We start from the raw sequence: 20,541 nt of genomic DNA, 5'->3' as shown, positions 1-20,541 counted from the left end.
AATAACCTTAAAACAACATACACCATATTCATGGTGAAATGTTAAGCGATGGCTACAAAGTCGCGCATGTTAACCTAATCAATCTCTCATTAAAACTGTTTTAGATCATCATAAGGGCGATATTTCTGACTTGCCGACTTTTCAAATTGACAATATCCTGTCCCTATCTTCACAGAAAGGTATAACTATGGAAACCGAGATAGAACTGAAGTTTTTTGTTTCTCCTGAATTTTCAGAGACTTTACGCAATAAAATTGCTGAAACTAAAGTACTTCAGCACAGTTGTCGTGAGCTAGGTAACATCTACTTTGACACCGCTGACAACTGGCTACGTAAGCACGATACAGGCTTACGCATTCGACGCTTTGATGACGTATTTGTACAAACCGTAAAGACTGCTGGTCGTGTGGTTGCTGGCCTGCATCAAAGGCCTGAATACAATGCAGAACACGACAGCAACGAACCTAAGCTAGCCCTGCACCCAGAGGATATCTGGCCAACAGGTAAAGACATCGAAACGTTGCAAGCTGAGCTGACTCCTCTGTTCTCTACCAACTTCACGCGTGAGCAGTGGTTGATTGGTATGCCTGATGGTAGCCAAGTCGAGGTCGCATTCGATCAAGGCTTTGTTGAATCAGGCGACCTGCAAGAACCGATTTGCGAAGTCGAATTGGAACTTAAATCCGGTCAAACGGATGCGCTATTTACATTGTCTCGCCAATTCTGCGAACAAGGTGGCATGCGTTTGGGTAACCTAAGTAAAGCAGCTAAGGGTTACCGTCTTGCTCAAGGTTATCAAGGAGATGAAGTTACTCCTTTGACCTTAGTTGATACTGACAAAAGTGATACCGTTGAATCGTGTTTTATTCAATCTTTAGAGCATGCTCTCGCTCATTGGCATTATCACGAGCAGATTTTCACAGAGCGTCAATCGATTGAAGCTTTGCATGAGATCAGTCACTCGCTGAGTTTTATTCGCCAAACTTTCACTATCTATGGCGGCATTGTCCCTAGACGAGCAAGTGCGATTTTACGTCAAGAGTTGAAGTGGCTTGAGCAAGAGCTCGACTGGCTGAAAAGCTATGATCACTTCGAAGACTTGCTGGAAGATAAAGGCCATGTACTACGTAAACTCGATGCGCGTAAGTTCTTAGTCGCTGAGCTTAAAGAGATGCAAGAGCAACTGCCAGATCGTGAAGATCTGCTTACCTTGCTGAGTTCTGCTCGATACACTGGGTTATTATTAGATCTGAGCCGTTGGATCTTGTCTCGTGGCTGGCAACCTTTCTTAGATGAAAAAGCACGTGAGCAAATGGCTCGTGGTATCGAATGGTTTTCCGTGCAGCAACTCGATCGCACATGGGCCGATTTGATGGAAGCTTTCCCGCCAGAGCGAGTGATGACTAGCCAAGCGTATATTGATCAGCAATACCGTTTGATGCGTAATCTGTATTCTGGCGTTGGTTTCGCGAGTTTGTATGATGACGATGAACGAAACAGCTTCCGCTTGCCATGGGCCGATATGGTGCAAGGCATTGATGACTTGCTGGCACTTAAAACATTAGAGCCTTTGACTGAGAAGCTGGAAGGCGATGAGAAGCTTCAGCTAGAGCGTTGGTTAGCTCGTCAAGAAGTGTCCATTCTGCATGCGATGGAACAGACACGCCAAATCAGTGTTGAGGTTGAGCCATACTGGCAAGACTAAACTCGATACCTGTATCAATAGAAGTATGAATTTGAAAATAGGGCTCGGGCCCTATTTTTTTGTTTGTTGCTCAAGTTTTTCGAGTCGCTCTAAGATTTTCTGTTGCTGCTCGATGATCTTCTCAAGGTGTTTCTCTTTGTTTTCCGCTCGTTGATTCTCATGATGAGTTGGGGAGGTGATCAAAGAAGTAATCAAGCCTGAAATCATACCAAACACACCGACACCGCAAATGATCACCAGAGAGGCGACTAATTTTCCCGAGCTCGTGACTGGATAATGATCGCCATATCCCACCGTACTGATGGTAACGAAAGCCCACCATAAAGCATCTTGGCCAGTGGTGATGTTGGCGTTCGGATCTTTGTGTTCCAATAGCAGGATCGTGCCAGCACCGATAGTCAGTAAGATCACCAAAAGCAGAATGATGGAAGCGAAAGTGGTCTCTTTCCTATTACGAAATAACTCTCTGAAAATACGTTTACTTGAACGCAGAACTAAGATGACTCGCAGAATTTGAAAAATACGGGCGAAACGAAGAGGCTCGATCATTGGGATACTTGCTAAGAAATCGATCCAGTGTACTTTTAGAAATTCTTTTTTGTTTTGTGATCTAAATAGATCAATTGTGAGCTGAAAAAGAAAAACACTACAGATTATAAAATCGAGGCCGATAAGGACTTGTTTCGATTCTTTATCGATCGGTACGAACAATAAGCCTGAGATCACAAATAACGCTAAGAAAGAGAGAATCAGTGACAATAAGCTCATCGGCTTGGTGGCGTCTTTGGTATTATTCAACATTCATACGAGGCTCAAAATAAATCGCGAACTTTGACTGACATAGCCACCTCGCGGATATAGAAGCCATCAATATATAAGAATTAATGGAGAACTGACAATGACTAAACTGTCATTCAAGCCGTGGGAAAGGGTAATCTCTGACGTTCGTCTCGTTCCAAAAATGGTCATGTTGATGATATTCAGCACTATCTTGATCATTTCGAAGCAGCTATGGGACGCAAGTACGTTTTACGATTCATTGCTTGCTGTAACGAACAATGCGCAAGTCGCACAACAGCATTACGAGACTTACCTAGTTCAAGTGGCTTGGCAAACAGCCTTGATGATCATTGTGTTTGTGGTTCTTCTGTTAGCAGCGGCGCGCGTTATGCTGCGCCAGACTCAATACCTTAATGACGCCATTAAAACCATGGCAGATAAGAACTTTTCAGTGCCGATTCAAATGGACTGTAAAGATGAATACGGCGATGTGGCACGCGAACTTGAAAAAACTCGCGTCCAACTGAACGACATGATCAAAACTCAGGTGGCCTCTTCTGATGAGCTGTTTGCTCTGACGGAAGTGATGACCATCAGCATGTCTGAAACCAAAGAGTCAGCTCAAGAAGAGTTCAACGAGATCGATCAACTGGCAACAGCAATGAGTGAGATGACGTCGACGGTGCAAACTGTCGCTGAGCATGCACAAAGCGCTTCGTCATTGACTGAACAGGCATCAGGCCAAGCTCTTACTGGTCAGAAGTTCGTTCAAGGATCAGTGTCTAAGATGAGTGAGCTATCTTCAGATATCGCAGCATCTGCAGCAGCGGTAAACCAAGTAGAAGAACGCGTTGACTCAATTGGCAGTGTGGTTGGTACTATCCAAGGCATTTCAGAACAGACAAACCTACTAGCATTGAACGCTGCAATTGAAGCGGCACGTGCCGGTGAAGCGGGTCGTGGTTTTGCGGTTGTTGCTGATGAGGTTCGTAACCTTGCACAGCGCACTCAGCAAGCGACGGTAGAGATTCAAGACATGATCAGTCATCTACAAAGCAGCGCTAACTCTGCGGTAGAACTGATGGAGAAGAGTGTTGTTGAAGCGGCTGAAGGTGTTGATCTGGTGACTAACGCGGGAAGTGAGCTTGACGGCATTGTAAGCCAAGTCAATCAAATCAATGATATGAACTTCCAGATCGCGACCGCTGCAGGCCAACAGAGCAGTGTTGCTGAAGAGATGAGCGTCAACCTGACCAATGTACGCGAGCTTGTTGAAGCTTCAGTTGTGGTGGTTGGTGAACTGCTCGAGACCTCTCAGCTTATGGAAAGTAACGCGCAAGAACTCGACGGTAAGATTAAGCAATTTAAGGTTTAGTCCTCAGCACCCAATCTTCATCCGTCAAAGGCTAATTCCCAGAGACTGTTTCTCGGTTGTAAGCTCAACCAGATAAGTTAATCGATAAAACGCCCACATTGCTAATGTGGGCGTTTTTTATTGGCGTAACTTTGGTATAACTTATCTTTGGTTATGAAAACTCGTTATTGAAGAACTGAATCGATAAACCGATTGTTCGGCGCGCAGCTTATACAAGGAAGAAACATGCCATTGCCTTCTCAACTCATCACTCACTCCCAGTCTGCTTTTGAGCAATTATTAGAGCATCAAAGTGAAGCCATCAATACTTGGTCTGAGCCACTGACTGAAGATCTTAAACGTGTACTCGGTTTAAGCTGTTTTATTGGTGATTGCCTGCAGCGTGATACGGTTTTATGTGGTGACTTACCTAATATGTTGGCATGCGAAGAACGCGCTGAAGGATACCGAGAACGCTTGGCTGAATTACTTTCTAGTTGCACCGATGAAATGAGCGGTCAGCGCGTGCTGCGTCAATTCCGAAATCGAGAAATGACCTACATTGCTTGGCGTGATTTTATGGGTTCGTGGGAGCTAGAGCAGAGCCTAAATCATCTATCGATGTTGGCTGAGGCGATGATCTTCGAAACCTACCAATGGCAGTACGATATTTGTTGTAAAGAGTGGGGCACACCTTGTAATGAACAAGGCGAAGCACAGCCGATGTTGATCATTGGTATGGGCAAGCTAGGGGGCGGTGAGCTTAACTTCTCTTCCGATATCGATCTGATCTTCACCTACCCAGAGAATGGTGAAACCCAAGGTGCAAGACGCAGCATTGCCAATGCGCAGTTCTTTACACGTCTCGGGCAACGTATTATTAAGGCGCTTGATCAGCAAACCTTCGATGGATTCTGTTATCGAGTAGACATGCGCCTGCGTCCATTCGGTGAGAGTGGTCCACTGGTCATGAGTTACGCTGCGCTAGAAGATTACTATCAAGAACAAGGTCGCGATTGGGAACGCTACGCTATGGTCAAAGCGCGTGTGATGGGCAGTGAGATGTACCCTGAGTATCAAGAGCTTCGCCAAATGCTACGCCCGTTTGTGTTCCGCCGTTATATTGATTTTAGTGCGATTCAATCTCTGCGCCGAATGAAGTCTATGATCAGCAGCGAAGTGCGTCGTCGTGGTCTCTCGAACAACATCAAGCTTGGCTCTGGTGGTATTCGTGAAGTTGAGTTTATCGCACAAGTCTTCCAATTGATTCGTGGTGGACGCGAGCCTAGCTTACGCGGTCGAGGGTTACTCGAAACCTTAAGTGCGATTGAATCCCTTCATCTGCTAGAGTCTGAAGAGGTGGGGCACCTACGTGAAGCTTATCTGTTTTTGCGTCGCCTTGAGAACCTGTTACAAGCCATGGCTGATAAGCAAACTCAAACCTTACCTGACGGTGAATTCGAACAACTGCAGCTTGCGGTTGCCATGCAATTTTCCGATTGGGATAGCTTGATTGTGGCAACTCGCGCCCATATGGCGAATGTACATACCGTGTTCGAAGACCTAATTGGCGTTGATGAAGATGACGCTAATCCGATCGCGAGCCACTTTAGCGAGTTGTGGGATATGGCCCATAAACCCGATGTAATTGAGCACGTGTTGGAACACGACATTGCGGTCGCGAGCCCGCCTGATGCGGCGAAAACGATCATTCAGTTTAAAGCCGATTTGGCTAAAAAGACTCTTGGCCCTCGTGGGCGGGAAGTCCTCAATCGACTGATGCCGAAAGTGTTTCAAGCGCTGTACACCGCTAAGGATGCCGAGTTTGGTTTGTCGCGAGTACTGCATCTGCTGCATAAAATCGTTACGCGTACCACTTACCTTGAACTACTAGATGAACACCCTGCCGCGTTGACTCAGCTAGTTCGCCTGTGTACGGCAAGCCCGATGATTTCGGAGCAGTTGGGTCGTTATCCAATTCTGTTAGATGAACTTATCGACCCTCAGCAACTCTACAATCCCGTGCCTTTAGAGTCTTACAAGACCGAGTTGCGTGATTATCTAGCCCGTATCCCTGAAGATGATATGGAGCAACAGATGGAAGGTCTGCGTCAGTTTAAGCAGACCTGTATATTGAGAATTGCAGCCGCGGATATTGCGGGTGCTCTACCTGTCATGAAGGTCAGTGATCACCTGACCTACTTAGCAGAAGCCATTGTGGAGGCGGGGGTCAATCAAGCTTGGTTACAAGTATCCGCCAAGTTTGGTGAACCGACCCATGTTAAAGATCGCGAAGGTCGCGGTTTTGCTGTCGTTGGTTATGGCAAAGTCGGTGGTTGGGAGCTTGGTTATAACTCCGATCTCGATATCGTGTTCATGCACGACTGCCCGGTACACATCTATACTGATGGAAAGAAAGAGATCGATGGACGCCAATTCTACTTAAGATTAGCGCAGCGTATTATTCATATTTTCTCGACCAGAACTGCTTCTGGCATTTTGTACGAAGTCGATACTCGCCTACGCCCTTCTGGTGCATCTGGTCTATTGGTGAGTCCAACCGATGCCTTTGACGAGTATCAGCACAATGACGCGTGGACATGGGAGCACCAGGCCCTCACTCGTGCTCGTATGATTTACGGTGATGACTTATTGGTATCTGCGTTTAACAAAACTAGGCATGAGGTTTTGTGCTTGCCACGAGATGAGGCAACACTCAAAAAGTCAGTTGTGGATATGCGTGAAAAAATGCGTGGCCATTTAGGCGGTAAAAAAGCCGATCGATTCATGCTTAAACAAGATGCGGGCGGTATTACTGATATTGAGTTCTTGGCGCAATACTTAGTGCTGAGATACAGCAACGAGAAACCTAAGCTTACTCGTTGGTGTGACAATGTGAGAATCTTTGAAAGCTTGTTGTCGCAAGGGATAATGGACGAGCAACAAGGTATGGCATTGACCCATGCTTATACAACATTAAGAGATGAAATCCACCACCGTAATCTACTTAATCTTGATGCGGATGTGGCGATTGAAAAGTTTGAAATGGAAAGAGAACATGTTGTTCAAGCATGGAAGCAGTGGATGGAAGCATAACCCAGTCATACAGTAATGACGGATGTACCTATCTTGATAGGCTTTTACTCATTTATCTATAGTTTAGCCTCTGTAATCAGTGTGCTAGACTCTAGCCAGATTCGATTTTTGGAGATCCATAATGAAACCAATTCTACCTGACTACAGCCAATCAGGCGTTCTTGTTGTCGGTGACGTAATGCTTGACCGTTACTGGTATGGTCCAACTGGCCGTATTTCACCAGAAGCGCCTGTACCCGTTGTAAAAGTAGAAAATAACGAAGAGCGTCCTGGTGGTGCAGCCAACGTAGCAATGAATATTGCTTCTCTTGGTGGCCATGCTCATATCGTTGGTTTGACCGGTAAAGATGAGCCTGCTGAGGTGTTAAAAAATACCTTAGGCGCACTAAAGGTTAAATGTGATTTCGTTGAGTTAGAAGATTACCCAACCATTACTAAACTGCGAGTGATGAGCCGTGGTCAGCAGCTAATTCGCCTTGATTTTGAAGATAAATTTGAGAATACGGATCCTGAGCTGGTTTTATCTCGTATGGAGCAAGCGCTTCCAAATGTGCGCTCGGTAATTCTATCTGATTACGCAAAAGGTGCGTTGGAGCACGTGCAGAGCTTTATCCAAAAAGCGCGCGCAGCAAAAGTTCCTGTGTTTATCGACCCGAAAGGCGCAGACTTTGAACGCTACCGTGGAGCAACGTTGCTTACACCAAACATGGCTGAGTTCGAGTTGGTGGCTGGCAAAGTAAAATCTGAAGAAGAAATGATCGAAAAAGGACTCGCACTGATCGAAGAGTTTGATTTTGAAGCATTGCTAGTGACTCGTAGTGAACATGGTATGACTTTATTACGTAAAGGTCAGGCACCATTCCACTTGCCAACCCAAGCGAAAGAAGTGTACGACGTAACTGGTGCTGGTGATACGGTTATCTCAGTACTGGCTGCGTCTGTTGCAGCTGGTAAGCCATTGGATGAGGCGTGTGCATTAGCGAACGCTGCAGCTGGTGTCGTTGTTGGTAAGCTAGGTACGTCAACGTTATCCACGATTGAGCTAGCGGAAGCGATTCACGGTAGTCAAGACACAGACTACGGTGTTATCTCTGAAGCGGCACTGGTTGAAGCGGTGAAGCGTGCTCGTGCGAAAGGCGAGAAGGTGGTGATGACCAATGGCTGCTTTGATATTCTACATGCTGGTCATGTTTCTTACATGAATCACGCGGCTGAGCTGGGCGATCGTTTGATCGTTGCGGTAAATACCGATGAATCAGTGAAACGCTTGAAAGGCCCTGGTCGCCCTGTGAACCCAACTGATCGTCGTATGGCGGTATTGGCTGGCTTAGGTGCAGTTGATTGGGTTGTGCCATTCTCTGAAGATACCCCTCAACGTTTAATCTCTGAGGTACTGCCAAGCATTCTTGTGAAAGGTGGTGATTACAAGCCTGAAGAGATTGCTGGTGGTGCGGAAGTGATTGCTGCTGGTGGTGAAGTGAAAGTACTTAACTTTGAAGATGGTTGCTCTACCACTGAAATCATTAAAGCGATTAAAGGTGGTCGAGGCTAGTTTTTAGTTTTTGGCGTTAAGCTTTTAGTTAGGCAGTAAATCTCGCTTTAATCGATAATAAAAATGCCGCTCAATGAGCGGCATTTTTGTAACGGTAACTTGAGTAATTAAGAGTTACTTACTTGCTACTTTTAGACCTGCGTTTACATCAACAATGTCTTGTTCGCTTAGCGTACCAACTGCTTGACGAAGCTGAAGTACACTTAGGATGTAGTTGTAACGAGCATCTGAAAGGTTTTTGTTCGCATCATATAGACGACGAGTCGAATCTAGTACGTCAACGATAGTACGAGTACCTACATCAAAACCAGCTTCTGTTGCTTCTAGAGCAGACTGAGCAGAAACTACAGACTGTTCGTAAGCGCGTAGAGCACCGATCGAAGCGCTGATGTTGTTGTTGAATGCACGTACGTCTTTTACAACGCTACGGTAAGTTGCTTCTAGATCTTCACTTGCTGCAACGTAGTTGTATTCAGCCTGTTTAGTCAATGAAGTTGTGTTACCACCCGTGTATAGAGGTACAACTAAGTTCAAACCAATGTTTAGGTTGTCTTGGTCGTAATCTTGGGTGCTGTTTGATTGATCTGAAACAGCGTAGCTACCATCTAGGGTTAAGCTTGGTAGGTGACCAGAGCTTGCTAGAGAGATGTTGTCTTTTGCTACGTCTTGAGAGATACGTGCAGCCAATAAGCTAAGGTTCTTTTGTTCTGCTTGTTCAACAAGTGCAACTGCAGACTCAGAAGATTTGCTTGCTGAGAAACGATCAGTATCTAGGATGCTTAGGTTAGAGTGTTCCTGACCTGTAATCTCACGAAGACCTTCGTAGCTATTCGTTAGGTCGTTCTCTGCAAGAACTTCATCAGCCAAAACACCATCGTACTGAGCTTGCGCATCATGTACATCGGTGATTGCTGAAAGACCTACTTCAAAACGTTGCTTAGTTTGTTCTAGTTGACGAGCAACCGCTGCTTTCTCTGCACGAACAAATTCTAGGTTATCTTGAGCGCGAAGCACTTCGAAGTATGCTGTCGCAACACGAAGGATCAAGGCTTGTTGTTCTGCCGCGTAAGCTGAATCAGATTGACGAGCGGTTTTCTCTGCCGTATCTAGTGTGATCCATGAAGAACGCTGGTAAAGCTCTTGGCTGAAGCCGATAGCAGCTCCCCAAGTGTTGTTATCAATGCTTGAATTACCAACACCTGATGTATCTCGATCACCACGATTAATGTCGTAGTTTGCTGTTAGGTTGATTTGCGGTAACAAAGAGCTACGACTTGACGTTACTGCTTCAAAAGCGGCATCGCGCTGCGCTGCTGAACGAAGAAGTTGTGGATCGTTCTGTTTTGCTTGGTCGTAAACTTCAGCTAGCGTATCAGCAAAAGCTGACGAACTCAGGCTGCCAATTGCTGCACTGATAAATAGTGGAAGCAGTTTTTTCATTTTCCTATTCCTGCCTTTTATGGAATTTTCTTTAGAAGAGTTTAACCCAGTTTGGTGGTAATTTACTCGAAACTTTGCACTTTTTTACAGTTAACTGTCCACTTGTGCAATATTTTTTTTAAAACTTAACTTTAATTATAAATTTTATATAAAAAGTTGAACCTTATCCTTGGTAGTTAACTCGGACAATGAGTAAACTATAAAGATCACTTAGTGAGGTACCAAATGCAACAGTATGACAATCAACGACATGAGTTTACTCCGCAAGATGTGGAAATAGTCTCAAAAGAGACGCTGTTTCGTGGTTTTTTCAAAATGGTTAAGTACACATTTAAACATAGACTGTTTGAGGGCGGCTGGAGCCAACCAATAGAGCGAGAGATGTTTGAGCGTGGACATGCTGCCGCTTTGCTACCTTATGATCCTGTGCGTGACGAAGTTGTGATCGTCGAACAGATCCGTGTTGGTGCCCTAGAGCATGAGAACCCATGGCAATACGAAATTGTTGCTGGGATCATTGATACCGATGAATCACCACAAGATGTCGCTCGTCGTGAGGCAATGGAAGAAGCCGGAGTCGAAGTCGGATCTGTATTGCCTATTACTTCGTATTATCCTTCATCTGGTGGTTGCTCTGAAAAGCTCGACGTCTTTGTTGGCTGTGTTGATGCAACGACAGCCAAAGGGGTACACGGATTGGACTACGAAGGTGAAGACATTCGTGTACAAGTGATGAGTCGCGAAGCTGCTTATCAGTTGGTAAAAGATGGTGTATTTGAAAATGGAGCCACGATCATTGCGCTACAGTGGCTACAATTGAACTACCAAGAATTACAGTCAGAGTGGATAGATTAACGTCATGCCAAATATCGCGGTCAAAAAAACGTATCATGTTGATCTTGCTGAATTGATGCGAGTTTACGAGACTAACTATGCCAAACTGAACGCTTTGTTACCGGTTGGGCATGAGGTTGGTGACGTTCGCTGTTACCAAGCCGTTAATATGGTGTATCAATTGACAGTGAATGAGGTCACAAAATACACCACATTAATAGATATATGTCAGAGTGACGCGATGCCAGTGTTTCCTTTGCCAAAAATGTCTGTCAGGCTATATCACGACGCTCGAGTTGCAGAAGTGTGCGCTAGCGGGGATTTTTCGCGAGTCAAAGCGAAATATGACTATCCCAACACTAAGCTTCTGCAAAAGGACGAGAAATTTCAATTGAATAAATTTCTTGGGGAATGGTTAACGTTTTGTTTAAAAACGGGTATCAGCCGAACCCCAATTGCCTTTTAATTGAGCCTATTTATCAACACTTTTAAAGTCTAAACAGTAACGTATCTGGATTTGTTATTTTGGAATTATCACACACTTCAAAATTTGATGAGAGCACTATTAAGCTTGTGCAGCTAACGGACACGCATTTATTTGCGCCGAGCAATGGCAGCTTATTAAGCATCAACACTCAAGATAGCTTTCGTGCTGTAGTCGATGGCATTGTTAGTCAGGGCTTTGACTATCAAGCGATTTTAGCAACCGGTGATATATCTCAAGATCACAGTGCTGAGTCGTACCAGAAATTTGAGTCAGGGATTCAGCCTTTGGAAAAGCCATGCTATTGGCTGCCAGGGAACCATGACTTTAAGCCTAATATGGGCAGTGTTTTACCATCACCACAAATACAGTGTGTTGAGCATGTCTTGCTAGGCGATAACTGGCAGATGGTGATGCTAGACTCGCAGGTGGTTGGTGTGCCTCATGGTCGCCTCAGCGATCAACAGCTTGACCTATTAGAACAGAAGCTGACGGAGTTCCCTGAACGTAATACCTTGGTTCTATTGCACCACCATCCATTGTTGGTTGGCAGCGCATGGTTAGATCAACATAACCTAAAAGACGCCGATCAATTTTGGGATGTGGTTCAACAGCACACCAATGTTAAAGCCGTACTGTGTGGTCACGTTCATCAAGACATGAACCGAGATCATCATGGTGTACAAGTCATGGCAACACCGTCGACTTGTGTGCAATTCAAACCTAACTCAGATGACTTCGCGGTTGATACTTTGTCTCCGGGCTGGAGAGAGATTGAATTACATCAAGACGGTACCGTTAGCACGCAAGTTCGTCGTCTGCCTCATGGGCAGTTCTTGCCTGATTTTAAGGCTGCTGGTTACTAATGAAGGCGGTTATTGATGCCAGGCTCTAATCAACAAGCTAATAAGCCATCGCTGCTTCTCTATATTCACGGATTTAACAGCTCATCACGTTCTCATAAAGCGAATGTGATGGCAGATTACTGTGCGGAGCATCGCGCTGATATTAAAGTCGTAACCCCTCAACTGCCGAGTTTCCCTCAACAAGCGGCACTTCATTTACAGCAGCTGGTGGAGCAATACAAAGAGCAATATCAAATAGCGTTGGTCGGTAGCTCGCTGGGTGGCTATCTTTCAACATGGCTGAATAGCCACTATGGTTTTAAAGCGGTGGTTGTAAACCCAGCAGTGAAGCCGTATGAGCTTCTTGCTGACTATTTAGGTGAACAAGTAAACCCATACACAGATGAACGATATGTACTGGAAACAAAACATATTGATGAACTGAAGGCGTTAGAGGTTTCGGCTATCGCTAAGCCGAGCGACTTCTGGTTACTTCAGCAAACGGAAGACGAAGTTCTGGATTACCGACAAGCGGTAGAGAAGTACCAAGGTGCAACACAGACAGTAGAAGAGGGCGGGGATCATAGCTTTGTTGATTTTGAACGCTACCCACAACAAATCATCACCTTTCTAAATCTTTAATCTGTTCCACCAACCAAGTGATTTTCTCTTGTTTGCCTGTTATTTCATCTATCAATGGTGAAATATCATAGTTTGATGTCTTAGTTTTTGAACTAGCTTGACATCATTACTCAGCTTCCAGACTATATTCCCCAATACTTCGCTCGTTCGCTCTACTATGACGGTTCATAGTAATGATTCTGCTTTAGTGAAACTGGAGCCAGCGAACTGACGCAAACTTTTTGAGTAAACTCCGTATTATGACTGAACAATATAATGCAAAAGACCTCGAGGTACTTGAAGGTCTCGACCCTGTGCGACACCGCCCGGGAATGTATACCGAGACAGAAAGACCTAACCACCTTGCCCAAGAAGTCATTGATAACTCGGTCGATGAAGCACTAGCGGGACACGCTAAGAAGATCAAAGTGGTACTTCATGCAGACCAATCGTTAGAAGTTACCGATGACGGCCGTGGTATGCCTGTCGATATCCACCCTGAAAAAGGGATCTCAGGTGTTGAGCTGATTTTAACTAAGCTCCACTCTGGCGGTAAATTCTCGAATAACAACTATAAGTTCTCTGGTGGTCTGCACGGTGTAGGTATCTCGGTTGTAAACGCGCTGTCAAAACGTGTTGAAGTGACCGTACGCCGAGAAGGTCAGGTTCACGAGATCGCACTTGAAGGCGGTCATGCAGTAACAGAGCTTACTGTGACGGGCACTTGTGGTCATCGTAACAGTGGTACATCAGTACATTTCTGGCCTGATCCTAAGTACTTCGATAGCCCTAAATTCTCGACACTTCGTCTGATTAACAACCTACGTGCAAAAGCAGTGCTTTGCCCAGGTTTAGAAATTACCTTTATCGACAAAGTCGGTGGTGAAGAGCATAAATGGTTCTATGAAGATGGTCTAAAAGACTACCTTGCCGAAGGCGTGAAAGGTTACACCTTGCTGCCTGAAGAACCGTATGTTGGCGAATTCGTTGCTGAAACAGAAATGGCAAACTGGGCGATCATCTGGCAGCCAGAAGGCGGCGACATGATCACCGAAAGTTACGTGAACTTAGTACCGACTAAACAAGGTGGTACACACGTAAACGGTCTTCGCCAAGGTCTTCTTGATGCAATGCGTGAGTTCTGTGAATTCCGTAATTTGCTGCCGCGTGGCGTTAAGCTAACGGGCGACGATATCTTCGATCGCTGTTCGTACGTACTGTCGGTGAAGATGCAAGATCCGCAGTTTGCTGGTCAAACAAAAGAGCGCTTGTCTTCACGTCAAACTGCTGCGTTTGTGTCTGGTGTGGTAAAAGATGCGTTTAGCCTGTGGTTGAACGAAAAGCCACAACTGGCAGAACAGCTAGCAGAAGCTTGTATTGCGAATGCCCACCGCCGTATGCGCGCAAGCAAAAAGGTTGTGCGTAAGAAAATCGCTTCAGGCCCAGCACTGCCGGGTAAGCTAACTGACTGTTCAGTTCAAGACTTAAGCCGTACCGAAATCTTCTTCGTGGAAGGGGACTCGGCGGGTGGTTCTGCTAAACAAGCACGTGATCGTGAGTTCCAAGCAGTTATGCCACTTCGCGGTAAGATCCTAAATACATGGGAAGTGTCAGCAGACCAAGTATTGGCTTCGCAAGAAGTGCACGACATCTCGGTGGCTCTAGGCATCGACCCGGACAACGATGATTTATCCGGCCTGCGTTACGGTAAGATCTGTATCCTTGCCGATGCGGACTCGGATGGTCTTCATATCGCGACACTGCTGTGTGCTTTGTTTACTCGCCATTTCCATGCATTAGTTGAAGCGGGTCATATCTATGTGGCAATGCCTCCTCTGTATCGTATCGATTGCGGTAAAGAAGTGTTCTACGCACTCGATGACGCAGAGAAAGACGGTGTGCTTGAGCGACTATCGCAGAAGAAAGCCAAGATCAACGTGCAACGATTCAAAGGTCTGGGTGAAATGAACCCACTTCAGTTGCGTGAAACCACCATGGATCCAAACACTCGTCGCCTTGTGCAGTTAACGATTGATGACAGCGAAGCAACCAACGAGATGATGGACATGCTGCTTGGTAAGAAACGTGCAGATGATCGCCGTACATGGCTACAGACTAACGGTGATATGGCCGAGGTATAATGGATGTCTAACGAAATTACATATGATGGCGTTGAACAGCTGCCAATGCGCAAGTTCACCGAAGATGCCTACTTAAATTACTCAATGTACGTGATCATGGATCGTGCATTGCCGTATATCGGTGATGGCTTGAAGCCAGTACAGCGTCGTATTATCTACGCGATGTCTGAGCTAGGCTTATCGGCTGCATCGAAATACAAAAAATCAGCACGTACCGTTGGTGACGTATTAGGTAAGTATCACCCACATGGTGACTCTGCTTGTTACGAAGCGATGGTATTGATGGCGCAGCCTTTCTCTTACCGCTACCCATTGGTAGATGGTCAAGGTAACTGGGGTGCTCCTGATGATCCGAAATCGTTCGCTGCGATGCGTTATACCGAAGCCAAATTATCTAAGTTTGCTGAGGTTCTTCTAGGTGAACTAGGTCAAGGCACTGTTGACTGGCAACCAAACTTTGATGGCACGATGAAAGAGCCTCAAATGTTGCCTGCTCGCCTACCTCACATCCTACTTAACGGTATTACAGGTATCGCGGTAGGTATGGCGACCGATATTCCACCACACAACGTGCGTGAAGTCGCCAATGCAGCCATTCACCTAATTGATACGCCTAAGTCTGAGCTTTCAGACGTGATGGGTTTCATTCAAGGTCCAGATTACCCGACTGAAGCTGAGATTATCTCCCCGAAATCGGACATCGAAAAGATCTACCGTACTGGACGTGGCAGCATCAAGATGCGCGCGGTTTGGCACAAGGAAGGCTCTGATATTGTTATCACGGCTTTACCTCATCAAGTGTCAGGTGCGAAGTTACTTGAGCAAATCGCTAACCAGATGCGCGCTAAGAAGCTGCCAATGGTTGACGACTTGCGAGATGAATCGGATCACGAGAACCCAACGCGTATCGTTGTCGTTCCTCGTTCGAATCGTATCGACTGTGACCAATTGATGAGTCACCTGTTCGCGTCGACGGATCTAGAGAAAAACTTCCGCGTTAACTTGAACATGATTGGTTTAGATAATCGTCCTCAAGTTAAAGGCTTAGTTCAAATCCTGAAAGAGTGGATCGAGTTCCGTCGCACAACGGTTCGCCGTCGTTTGCAGTACCGTTTAGATAAAGTACTGGCACGCTTGCACATCTTAGAAGGTTTGCTTGCTGCTTATCTTAATATCGATGAAGTGATTGAGATCATTCGTACAGAAGACGAACCATGTCCTGTCCTAATGAGCCGTTTCAACATTTCTGAAATTCAAGCCAATGCGATTCTTGATATTAAACTTCGTAACTTAGCTAAGTTAGAAGAGTTTAAAATCCGAGCGGAACAAGAAGAGCTTGAAGCTGAACGTGAGAAGCTTGAAAAGCTACTCGGTTCAGAGCGTCGCTTGAATACGCTGATCAAGAAAGAAATCCAAGCAGATGCGGATAAATACGGCGATGATCGTCGTTCACCTCTGATTGAGCGCGCTGAAGCGAAAGCGCTAACAGAGCGCGACTTAGTACCAAGCGAACCAATCACGGTTGTGTTGTCTGAGAAAGGTTGGATTCGTCATGCCAAGGGGCATGAAGTTGACGCTGAAGGTTTGAACTACAAATCGGGTGATAAATTCTTAGCGAGTGCTAAGGGTAAGAGTAACCAACAAGCGGTGTTCCTCGGCAGTGATGGTCGAAGCTACTCCCTTGAGTCACATTCATTACCGTCGGCGCGAAGCCAAGGTGAGCCAATTACAGGCCGCTTGAACGTCAGCCCAGGTACTTCTATTCGCCAAGTGGTGATGGGAGAGAATGAACAATTATGGTTAGTCGGTTCTGATGCAGGTTATGGTTTTGTTTGTAAGGGTAGCGATCTGCTGTCCAAGAACAAGAGCGGTAAAGCCTTGGTTAACTTGCCACAAGCTTCTGAAGTGATGATGCCAAGCCCTATTGCTGACTTGGACAGTAATCAGATTCTGGCGATTACTAACCAAGGTCGTATGTTGTTGTTCCCGATTAAAGATCTCCCTCAGCTGAGCAAAGGTAAAGGCAACAAGATCATCAACATCCCTTCTGCGAAAGCAAAAGAGCGTGAAGAGTTTGTCTCACATCTTATGGCTATCCCAGAGAATGCGACGCTGACTATCTACGCCGGTAAACGTAAGCTTGGTTTGAAACCTGCGGATCTTGAAAACTTCCGTGGTGAACGTGGTCGTCGTGGTGGTCTACTGCCTAGAGGACTACAGCGAGTGACTCGCATCGATATCGAAGAGCAAAGTGAATCGTAGAGATACTTGAAACAATCTTTAGATAAAAGAAAACCCAGCCTATGAGCTGGGTTTTTTGTACTTGTGTATTAGCAGCTTGAATCATTGCTTACAGAGTTTGCTCTACAGGCGAGTATCTTCGGCGATGGTCACCTTTAAGGTTTTGCTTTCACCTTGGCGCAATATACCCACATCGATAACTGTACCAGGTCGCAGGTCGGTAACGATGTCCATTACACTCTGGCGACCATTTACTTGGTTATCGTTGATACTGACAATAATGTCTTGAGCTTCAAAACCCGCATCGGCAGCCGGACCATTAGGGTCTATCCCCAACACAACGATCCCGCCGATATTCTTAGTACCCAACATGCGTGAGGTGACTGAGTTGATGTCTTGTCCATCGATACCAATATAGCCACGAATCACACGACCATCGGCGATGATCTTTTCCATGATTTTATTAGCAAGCGGATAGGGGATAGCGAATGAGATCCCATAGGTTTCCATGTCGGTAGCTTGCTGGAAAGAGGCGGTATTGATACCGACTAGCTCACCTTGTGAGTTCACCAGTGCGCCACCTGAGTTACCTTCATTGATTGCCGCATCGGTCTGGATAAAGGCTTGATGGCCATCGGCACTGATCGAAGAACGGCCGGTTGCAGAGATGATACCAAAGGTTGTTGTTTGACCTAGGTTGTATGGGTTACCGATAGCCAGTACAACATCACCGACATTGGCTTTGTAATTAGGATTGAGTGGGATCACCGGTAGATTATCACCGCTGACTCTAAGTATCGCGATATCGGTGCGTTTGTCTGAACCGACAAGTTGCGCAGCTGCTACTCGGCCATCTTGAAGTGCCACAACTATTTGGTCTGCTTGAGCCACCACATGGAAGTTGGTAATGATGTAGCCTTTCTCGCTAACAATCACCCCAGAGCCCAAACCTTGTGTGAGCAGTTTGTTTCGATCGCTTTCAGCGTATTTACGGCTATAAATGTTAACCACTGCAGGCGCCGCGCGGCGAACTGCTTGGTTAAATGAAATCTGAAGAGAGCCAATATTATCGACTTTAGGGCTAGTGACGTCAGCGACAATCGCTGGTCTTAAGCTCGGGAAGGCGAGAAGAATAAGCGCCGCTGAAACGAGTCCAAGGGAAATAGAACGAAATAGAAAGGACAGCATGTTTCCCTCTTCAACAAGTAAGGTGTGAAGCCTCCATCAATGGATGACTGATTTGATTACAAGTGAAGCATAGCATTTTGATTGATCTAAAGAAAAGGGAGACTGAGTAAGTTTAAAGCAAACTTACTGAGCCTCCCTGTAATTGCGCTGACGTAAGACTATCGAATCACAAGATAGATAGTTCGGTCGCCTCGCTGGATATTAAGCGCCAGTACACCAGGTTGTTTTTCAAGAATCTCTCTAAACTCAGCAAGGTTCTTAACGGGCTGGCGGTTTACTCCGATGATGATGTCATCTTTCAGGAGTTGATAGGCTTCGGCTGGTGAACCTTGAGCAACATTCGATACCTTGACGCCCGTTGCAGAGTCACTCTCTGTTGTGTTGGTTAACTCAGCACCAGCTAGTCCTTCATGGAGCTTCTCAGCTTGTGTTTTATTATTGGTGGATTCACCAAGCGTCACATCAAAGGTTTTGCTCTTACCGTCACGAACCACACCCAGTTCAATCTGCTTACCAGCGCCGAGTGTTGCGACCTTAGCTCTTAACTCGCTGAAGGTATCAATGCGTTTGCCATTAATAGAGACAATAATATCGCCCGCTTTCAGTCCTGCTTTATCGGCTGCGCTGTCAGGGACGATTTGGCTAACAAAGGCGCCCTTGCTTGATTCATAACCGAGTGCTTCTGCCAATTCAGAGGTCACTTCTCCGCCTTGAACGCCAAGCATGCCGCGTTTTACTTCACCGAAGTCGAGAATTTGTTCTGTCAGGTTTGTCATCATATTAGAAGGGATTGCAAAGCCGATACCGACATTACCTCCGTTAGGGCCAAGAATGGCGGTGTTGATACCAATTAGCTCACCGTTAAGGTTCACTAGCGCACCACCAGAGTTGCCGCTGTTGATTGCTGCATCGGTTTGAATGAAGTTTTCAAAGTTTTCTAGATTCAGGCCGCTACGGCCGAGTGCAGAAACAATACCGGATGTCACGGTTTGCCCAAGTCCGAATGGGTTACCGATCGCGACACTAAAATCACCAACTCTTAGTTTGTCTGAGTCTGCGACTTTTATCTGGGTCAGGTTTTTGGCTTCTTCTAATTTTAGCAGTGCGATATCAGACATCTGGTCGCCGCCGATTAGCTCAGCATCGTACTCTCGACCATCATGCAGTTTTACTTTGATATCGTCCGCACCATTAATGACATGGTAATTGGTCACGATATGACCTTTCTCGGCGTCAATGATGACACCAGAGCCTAATCCGCGGAAGGGACGCTCTCGTGTTTGTTCTGGACCAAAAAAGAATTGAAATTGTTCAGGGATTTGCTGACGTTGTACCTGTTTGCCTTCTACGGCAATACTAACCACAGCGGGGGTCACTTGTTCAAGCATAGGAGCAAGGCTCGGTAATTGTTCATTACCCACACTTAATGGCAGTGCGGCTGTTGCTTTAATGGGGGTGATGATTGAACTTAAGCTTAAAGTTAGCACTGATAAAGCAAGCAAAGGTTTTTTCATCATAAACTCCTCTCTAGTTAAGGTCTTAACCCTCTTATACGTTTAATAAGTATGATAAGTTTCAAATGACCTGAGTGAAAGTTATGACTCAAAAACCTTTGTAAAGTTCACAGAAGTGTTAAATGTTTACGATGCTTTTGCTGTAACAACATCGGGAGCATTCATGATTTCTTTCTTCTGCTCTGTAAATAAACCGGTTGCGCCATTAGCGTAATCTTTCGGTTGTTCCTCAAGTGTCGCCTCTTTTACTGAAGGCTTCTCTTGTGGCTTGTCCGAATGGGCAGCGGCTGTTTTCACAAACGGGTTATCTTGCTCTGGCAGGTTAGGAATCAGCTCTGAGCTTGTTTTTTCCATGTGTTGGTACAGTTTTGTGTAGTCTTTACCTAATGTGTCCAACATTTCTGCTGATTTCGCAAAGTGATCAGCCAGCTCTTGTCGCTGCTGCTCAAGGGCAAACTTTGCGCTATCCAATTCTTTCTGTACGTTCTTTTGTTTTTTGTATTCAGGTGTCATGAGACGAGAAATAGCGACCCCTAAAATAACTCCGACTAGTAAACCGGCAACGGCATACATCCAAGGCATAACAGCTCCTTATTATTGTTTTTTAACATGTTTGTTACTACTTAGTTACACGTGATACGGCTCCATGGTACTATGAGAAAGCCGCAGTATAAAGAGAAATGCGTGTGCGCTAGTTAGCAGTTTGATGCTGCATTATTCACCACATCACGTTATTCCTCGTACTG

Annotated in this window: 15 protein-coding genes; 10 read left to right on the top strand and 5 right to left on the bottom strand. The window is 45.7% G+C overall.

Features of this window, described 5'->3' with window-relative positions; genetic code table 11:
• The first annotated feature begins 187 nt into the window (after positions 1-187).
• Positions 188-1,705, top strand: coding sequence for an inorganic triphosphatase (locus AB6F11_RS12125; protein WP_102321462.1), 1,518 nt, complete (start codon positions 188-190; stop codon positions 1,703-1,705).
• A gap of 51 nt (positions 1,706-1,756) precedes the next feature.
• Here the strand turns inward: AB6F11_RS12125 and AB6F11_RS12120 are convergent, their stop codons facing one another.
• Positions 1,757-2,506, bottom strand: a complete 750-nt coding sequence (locus AB6F11_RS12120; protein WP_102393658.1) for a potassium channel family protein — start codon at positions 2,504-2,506, stop codon at positions 1,757-1,759.
• A 97-nt stretch (positions 2,507-2,603) separates the two neighbouring features.
• Between AB6F11_RS12120 and AB6F11_RS12115 the strand changes: the two genes are divergently transcribed.
• The 3 genes from AB6F11_RS12115 (at position 2,604) to hldE (ending at position 8,487) form a co-directional block, all read left to right on the top strand.
• Positions 2,604-3,860 carry a methyl-accepting chemotaxis protein gene (locus tag AB6F11_RS12115; RefSeq protein ID WP_102321460.1) on the top strand — a complete coding sequence of 419 codons (1,257 nt, stop codon included), beginning with the start codon at positions 2,604-2,606 and terminating at the stop codon, positions 3,858-3,860.
• Between the two features lie 225 nt (positions 3,861-4,085).
• Entirely contained in the window at positions 4,086-6,935 is a 2,850-nt protein-coding gene (gene glnE, locus AB6F11_RS12110) for a bifunctional [glutamate--ammonia ligase]-adenylyl-L-tyrosine phosphorylase/[glutamate--ammonia-ligase] adenylyltransferase (protein ID WP_102393657.1), read from the top strand.
• 121 nt (positions 6,936-7,056) lie between these two features.
• Positions 7,057-8,487 carry a bifunctional D-glycero-beta-D-manno-heptose-7-phosphate kinase/D-glycero-beta-D-manno-heptose 1-phosphate adenylyltransferase HldE gene (hldE, locus tag AB6F11_RS12105; protein ID WP_102393656.1) on the top strand — a complete coding sequence of 477 codons (1,431 nt, stop codon included), beginning with the start codon at positions 7,057-7,059 and terminating at the stop codon, positions 8,485-8,487.
• Positions 8,488-8,601: 114 nt separating this feature from the next.
• Here the strand turns inward: hldE and tolC are convergent, their stop codons facing one another.
• Positions 8,602-9,927: an outer membrane channel protein TolC gene (tolC, locus tag AB6F11_RS12100; protein ID WP_017061424.1), complete on the bottom strand. Its 1,326-nt coding sequence runs from the start codon at positions 9,925-9,927 to the stop codon at positions 8,602-8,604.
• Positions 9,928-10,152: 225 nt separating this feature from the next.
• On the opposite strand from tolC, the gene nudF reads away from it, so the two are divergent.
• From nudF to parC, 6 genes are all read left to right on the top strand, one after another.
• Entirely contained in the window at positions 10,153-10,782 is a 630-nt protein-coding gene (nudF, locus tag AB6F11_RS12095) for an ADP-ribose diphosphatase (protein WP_017061425.1), read from the top strand.
• A 4-nt stretch (positions 10,783-10,786) separates the two neighbouring features.
• A complete protein-coding gene (locus AB6F11_RS12090) occupies positions 10,787-11,227 on the top strand; it encodes a DUF1249 family protein (RefSeq protein ID WP_102393655.1) in 441 nt (146 codons plus the stop codon).
• Between the two features lie 59 nt (positions 11,228-11,286).
• Positions 11,287-12,111 (top strand): 3',5'-cyclic-AMP phosphodiesterase, encoded by an 825-nt coding sequence (gene cpdA / locus AB6F11_RS12085; RefSeq protein ID WP_017061426.1) that lies wholly within the window; start codon positions 11,287-11,289, stop codon positions 12,109-12,111.
• A 15-nt stretch (positions 12,112-12,126) separates the two neighbouring features.
• Entirely contained in the window at positions 12,127-12,732 is a 606-nt protein-coding gene (gene yqiA / locus AB6F11_RS12080) for an esterase YqiA (RefSeq protein ID WP_017061427.1), read from the top strand.
• Positions 12,733-12,971: 239 nt separating this feature from the next.
• On the top strand, positions 12,972-14,852 hold the full coding sequence (gene parE, locus AB6F11_RS12075; protein ID WP_017061428.1) for a DNA topoisomerase IV subunit B: 1,881 nt from the start codon (positions 12,972-12,974) through the stop codon (positions 14,850-14,852).
• 3 nt (positions 14,853-14,855) lie between these two features.
• Positions 14,856-17,114, top strand: a complete 2,259-nt coding sequence (gene parC / locus AB6F11_RS12070; RefSeq protein WP_017067236.1) for a DNA topoisomerase IV subunit A — start codon at positions 14,856-14,858, stop codon at positions 17,112-17,114.
• Between the two features lie 102 nt (positions 17,115-17,216).
• On the opposite strand, the gene degS is transcribed toward parC, so the two are convergent.
• The 3 genes from degS to zapG form a co-directional block, all read right to left on the bottom strand.
• Positions 17,217-18,281 (bottom strand): outer membrane-stress sensor serine endopeptidase DegS, encoded by a 1,065-nt coding sequence (degS, locus tag AB6F11_RS12065; protein WP_017061430.1) that lies wholly within the window; start codon positions 18,279-18,281, stop codon positions 17,217-17,219.
• 158 nt (positions 18,282-18,439) lie between these two features.
• A complete protein-coding gene (locus tag AB6F11_RS12060) occupies positions 18,440-19,795 on the bottom strand; it encodes a Do family serine endopeptidase (RefSeq protein ID WP_017061431.1) in 1,356 nt (451 codons plus the stop codon).
• 126 nt (positions 19,796-19,921) lie between these two features.
• Entirely contained in the window at positions 19,922-20,377 is a 456-nt protein-coding gene (zapG, locus tag AB6F11_RS12055) for a Z-ring associated protein ZapG (protein ID WP_017061432.1), read from the bottom strand.
• Positions 20,378-20,541 lie beyond the last annotated feature (164 nt).

It is taken from the genome of Vibrio sp. 10N.247.311.14 (genome assembly GCF_041467715.1).
Taxonomy (GTDB): domain Bacteria; phylum Pseudomonadota; class Gammaproteobacteria; order Enterobacterales; family Vibrionaceae; genus Vibrio; species Vibrio crassostreae_C.
Note: the sequence above shows the minus strand (reverse complement) of the source record. Positions and strands in the feature narration are given on the sequence as shown.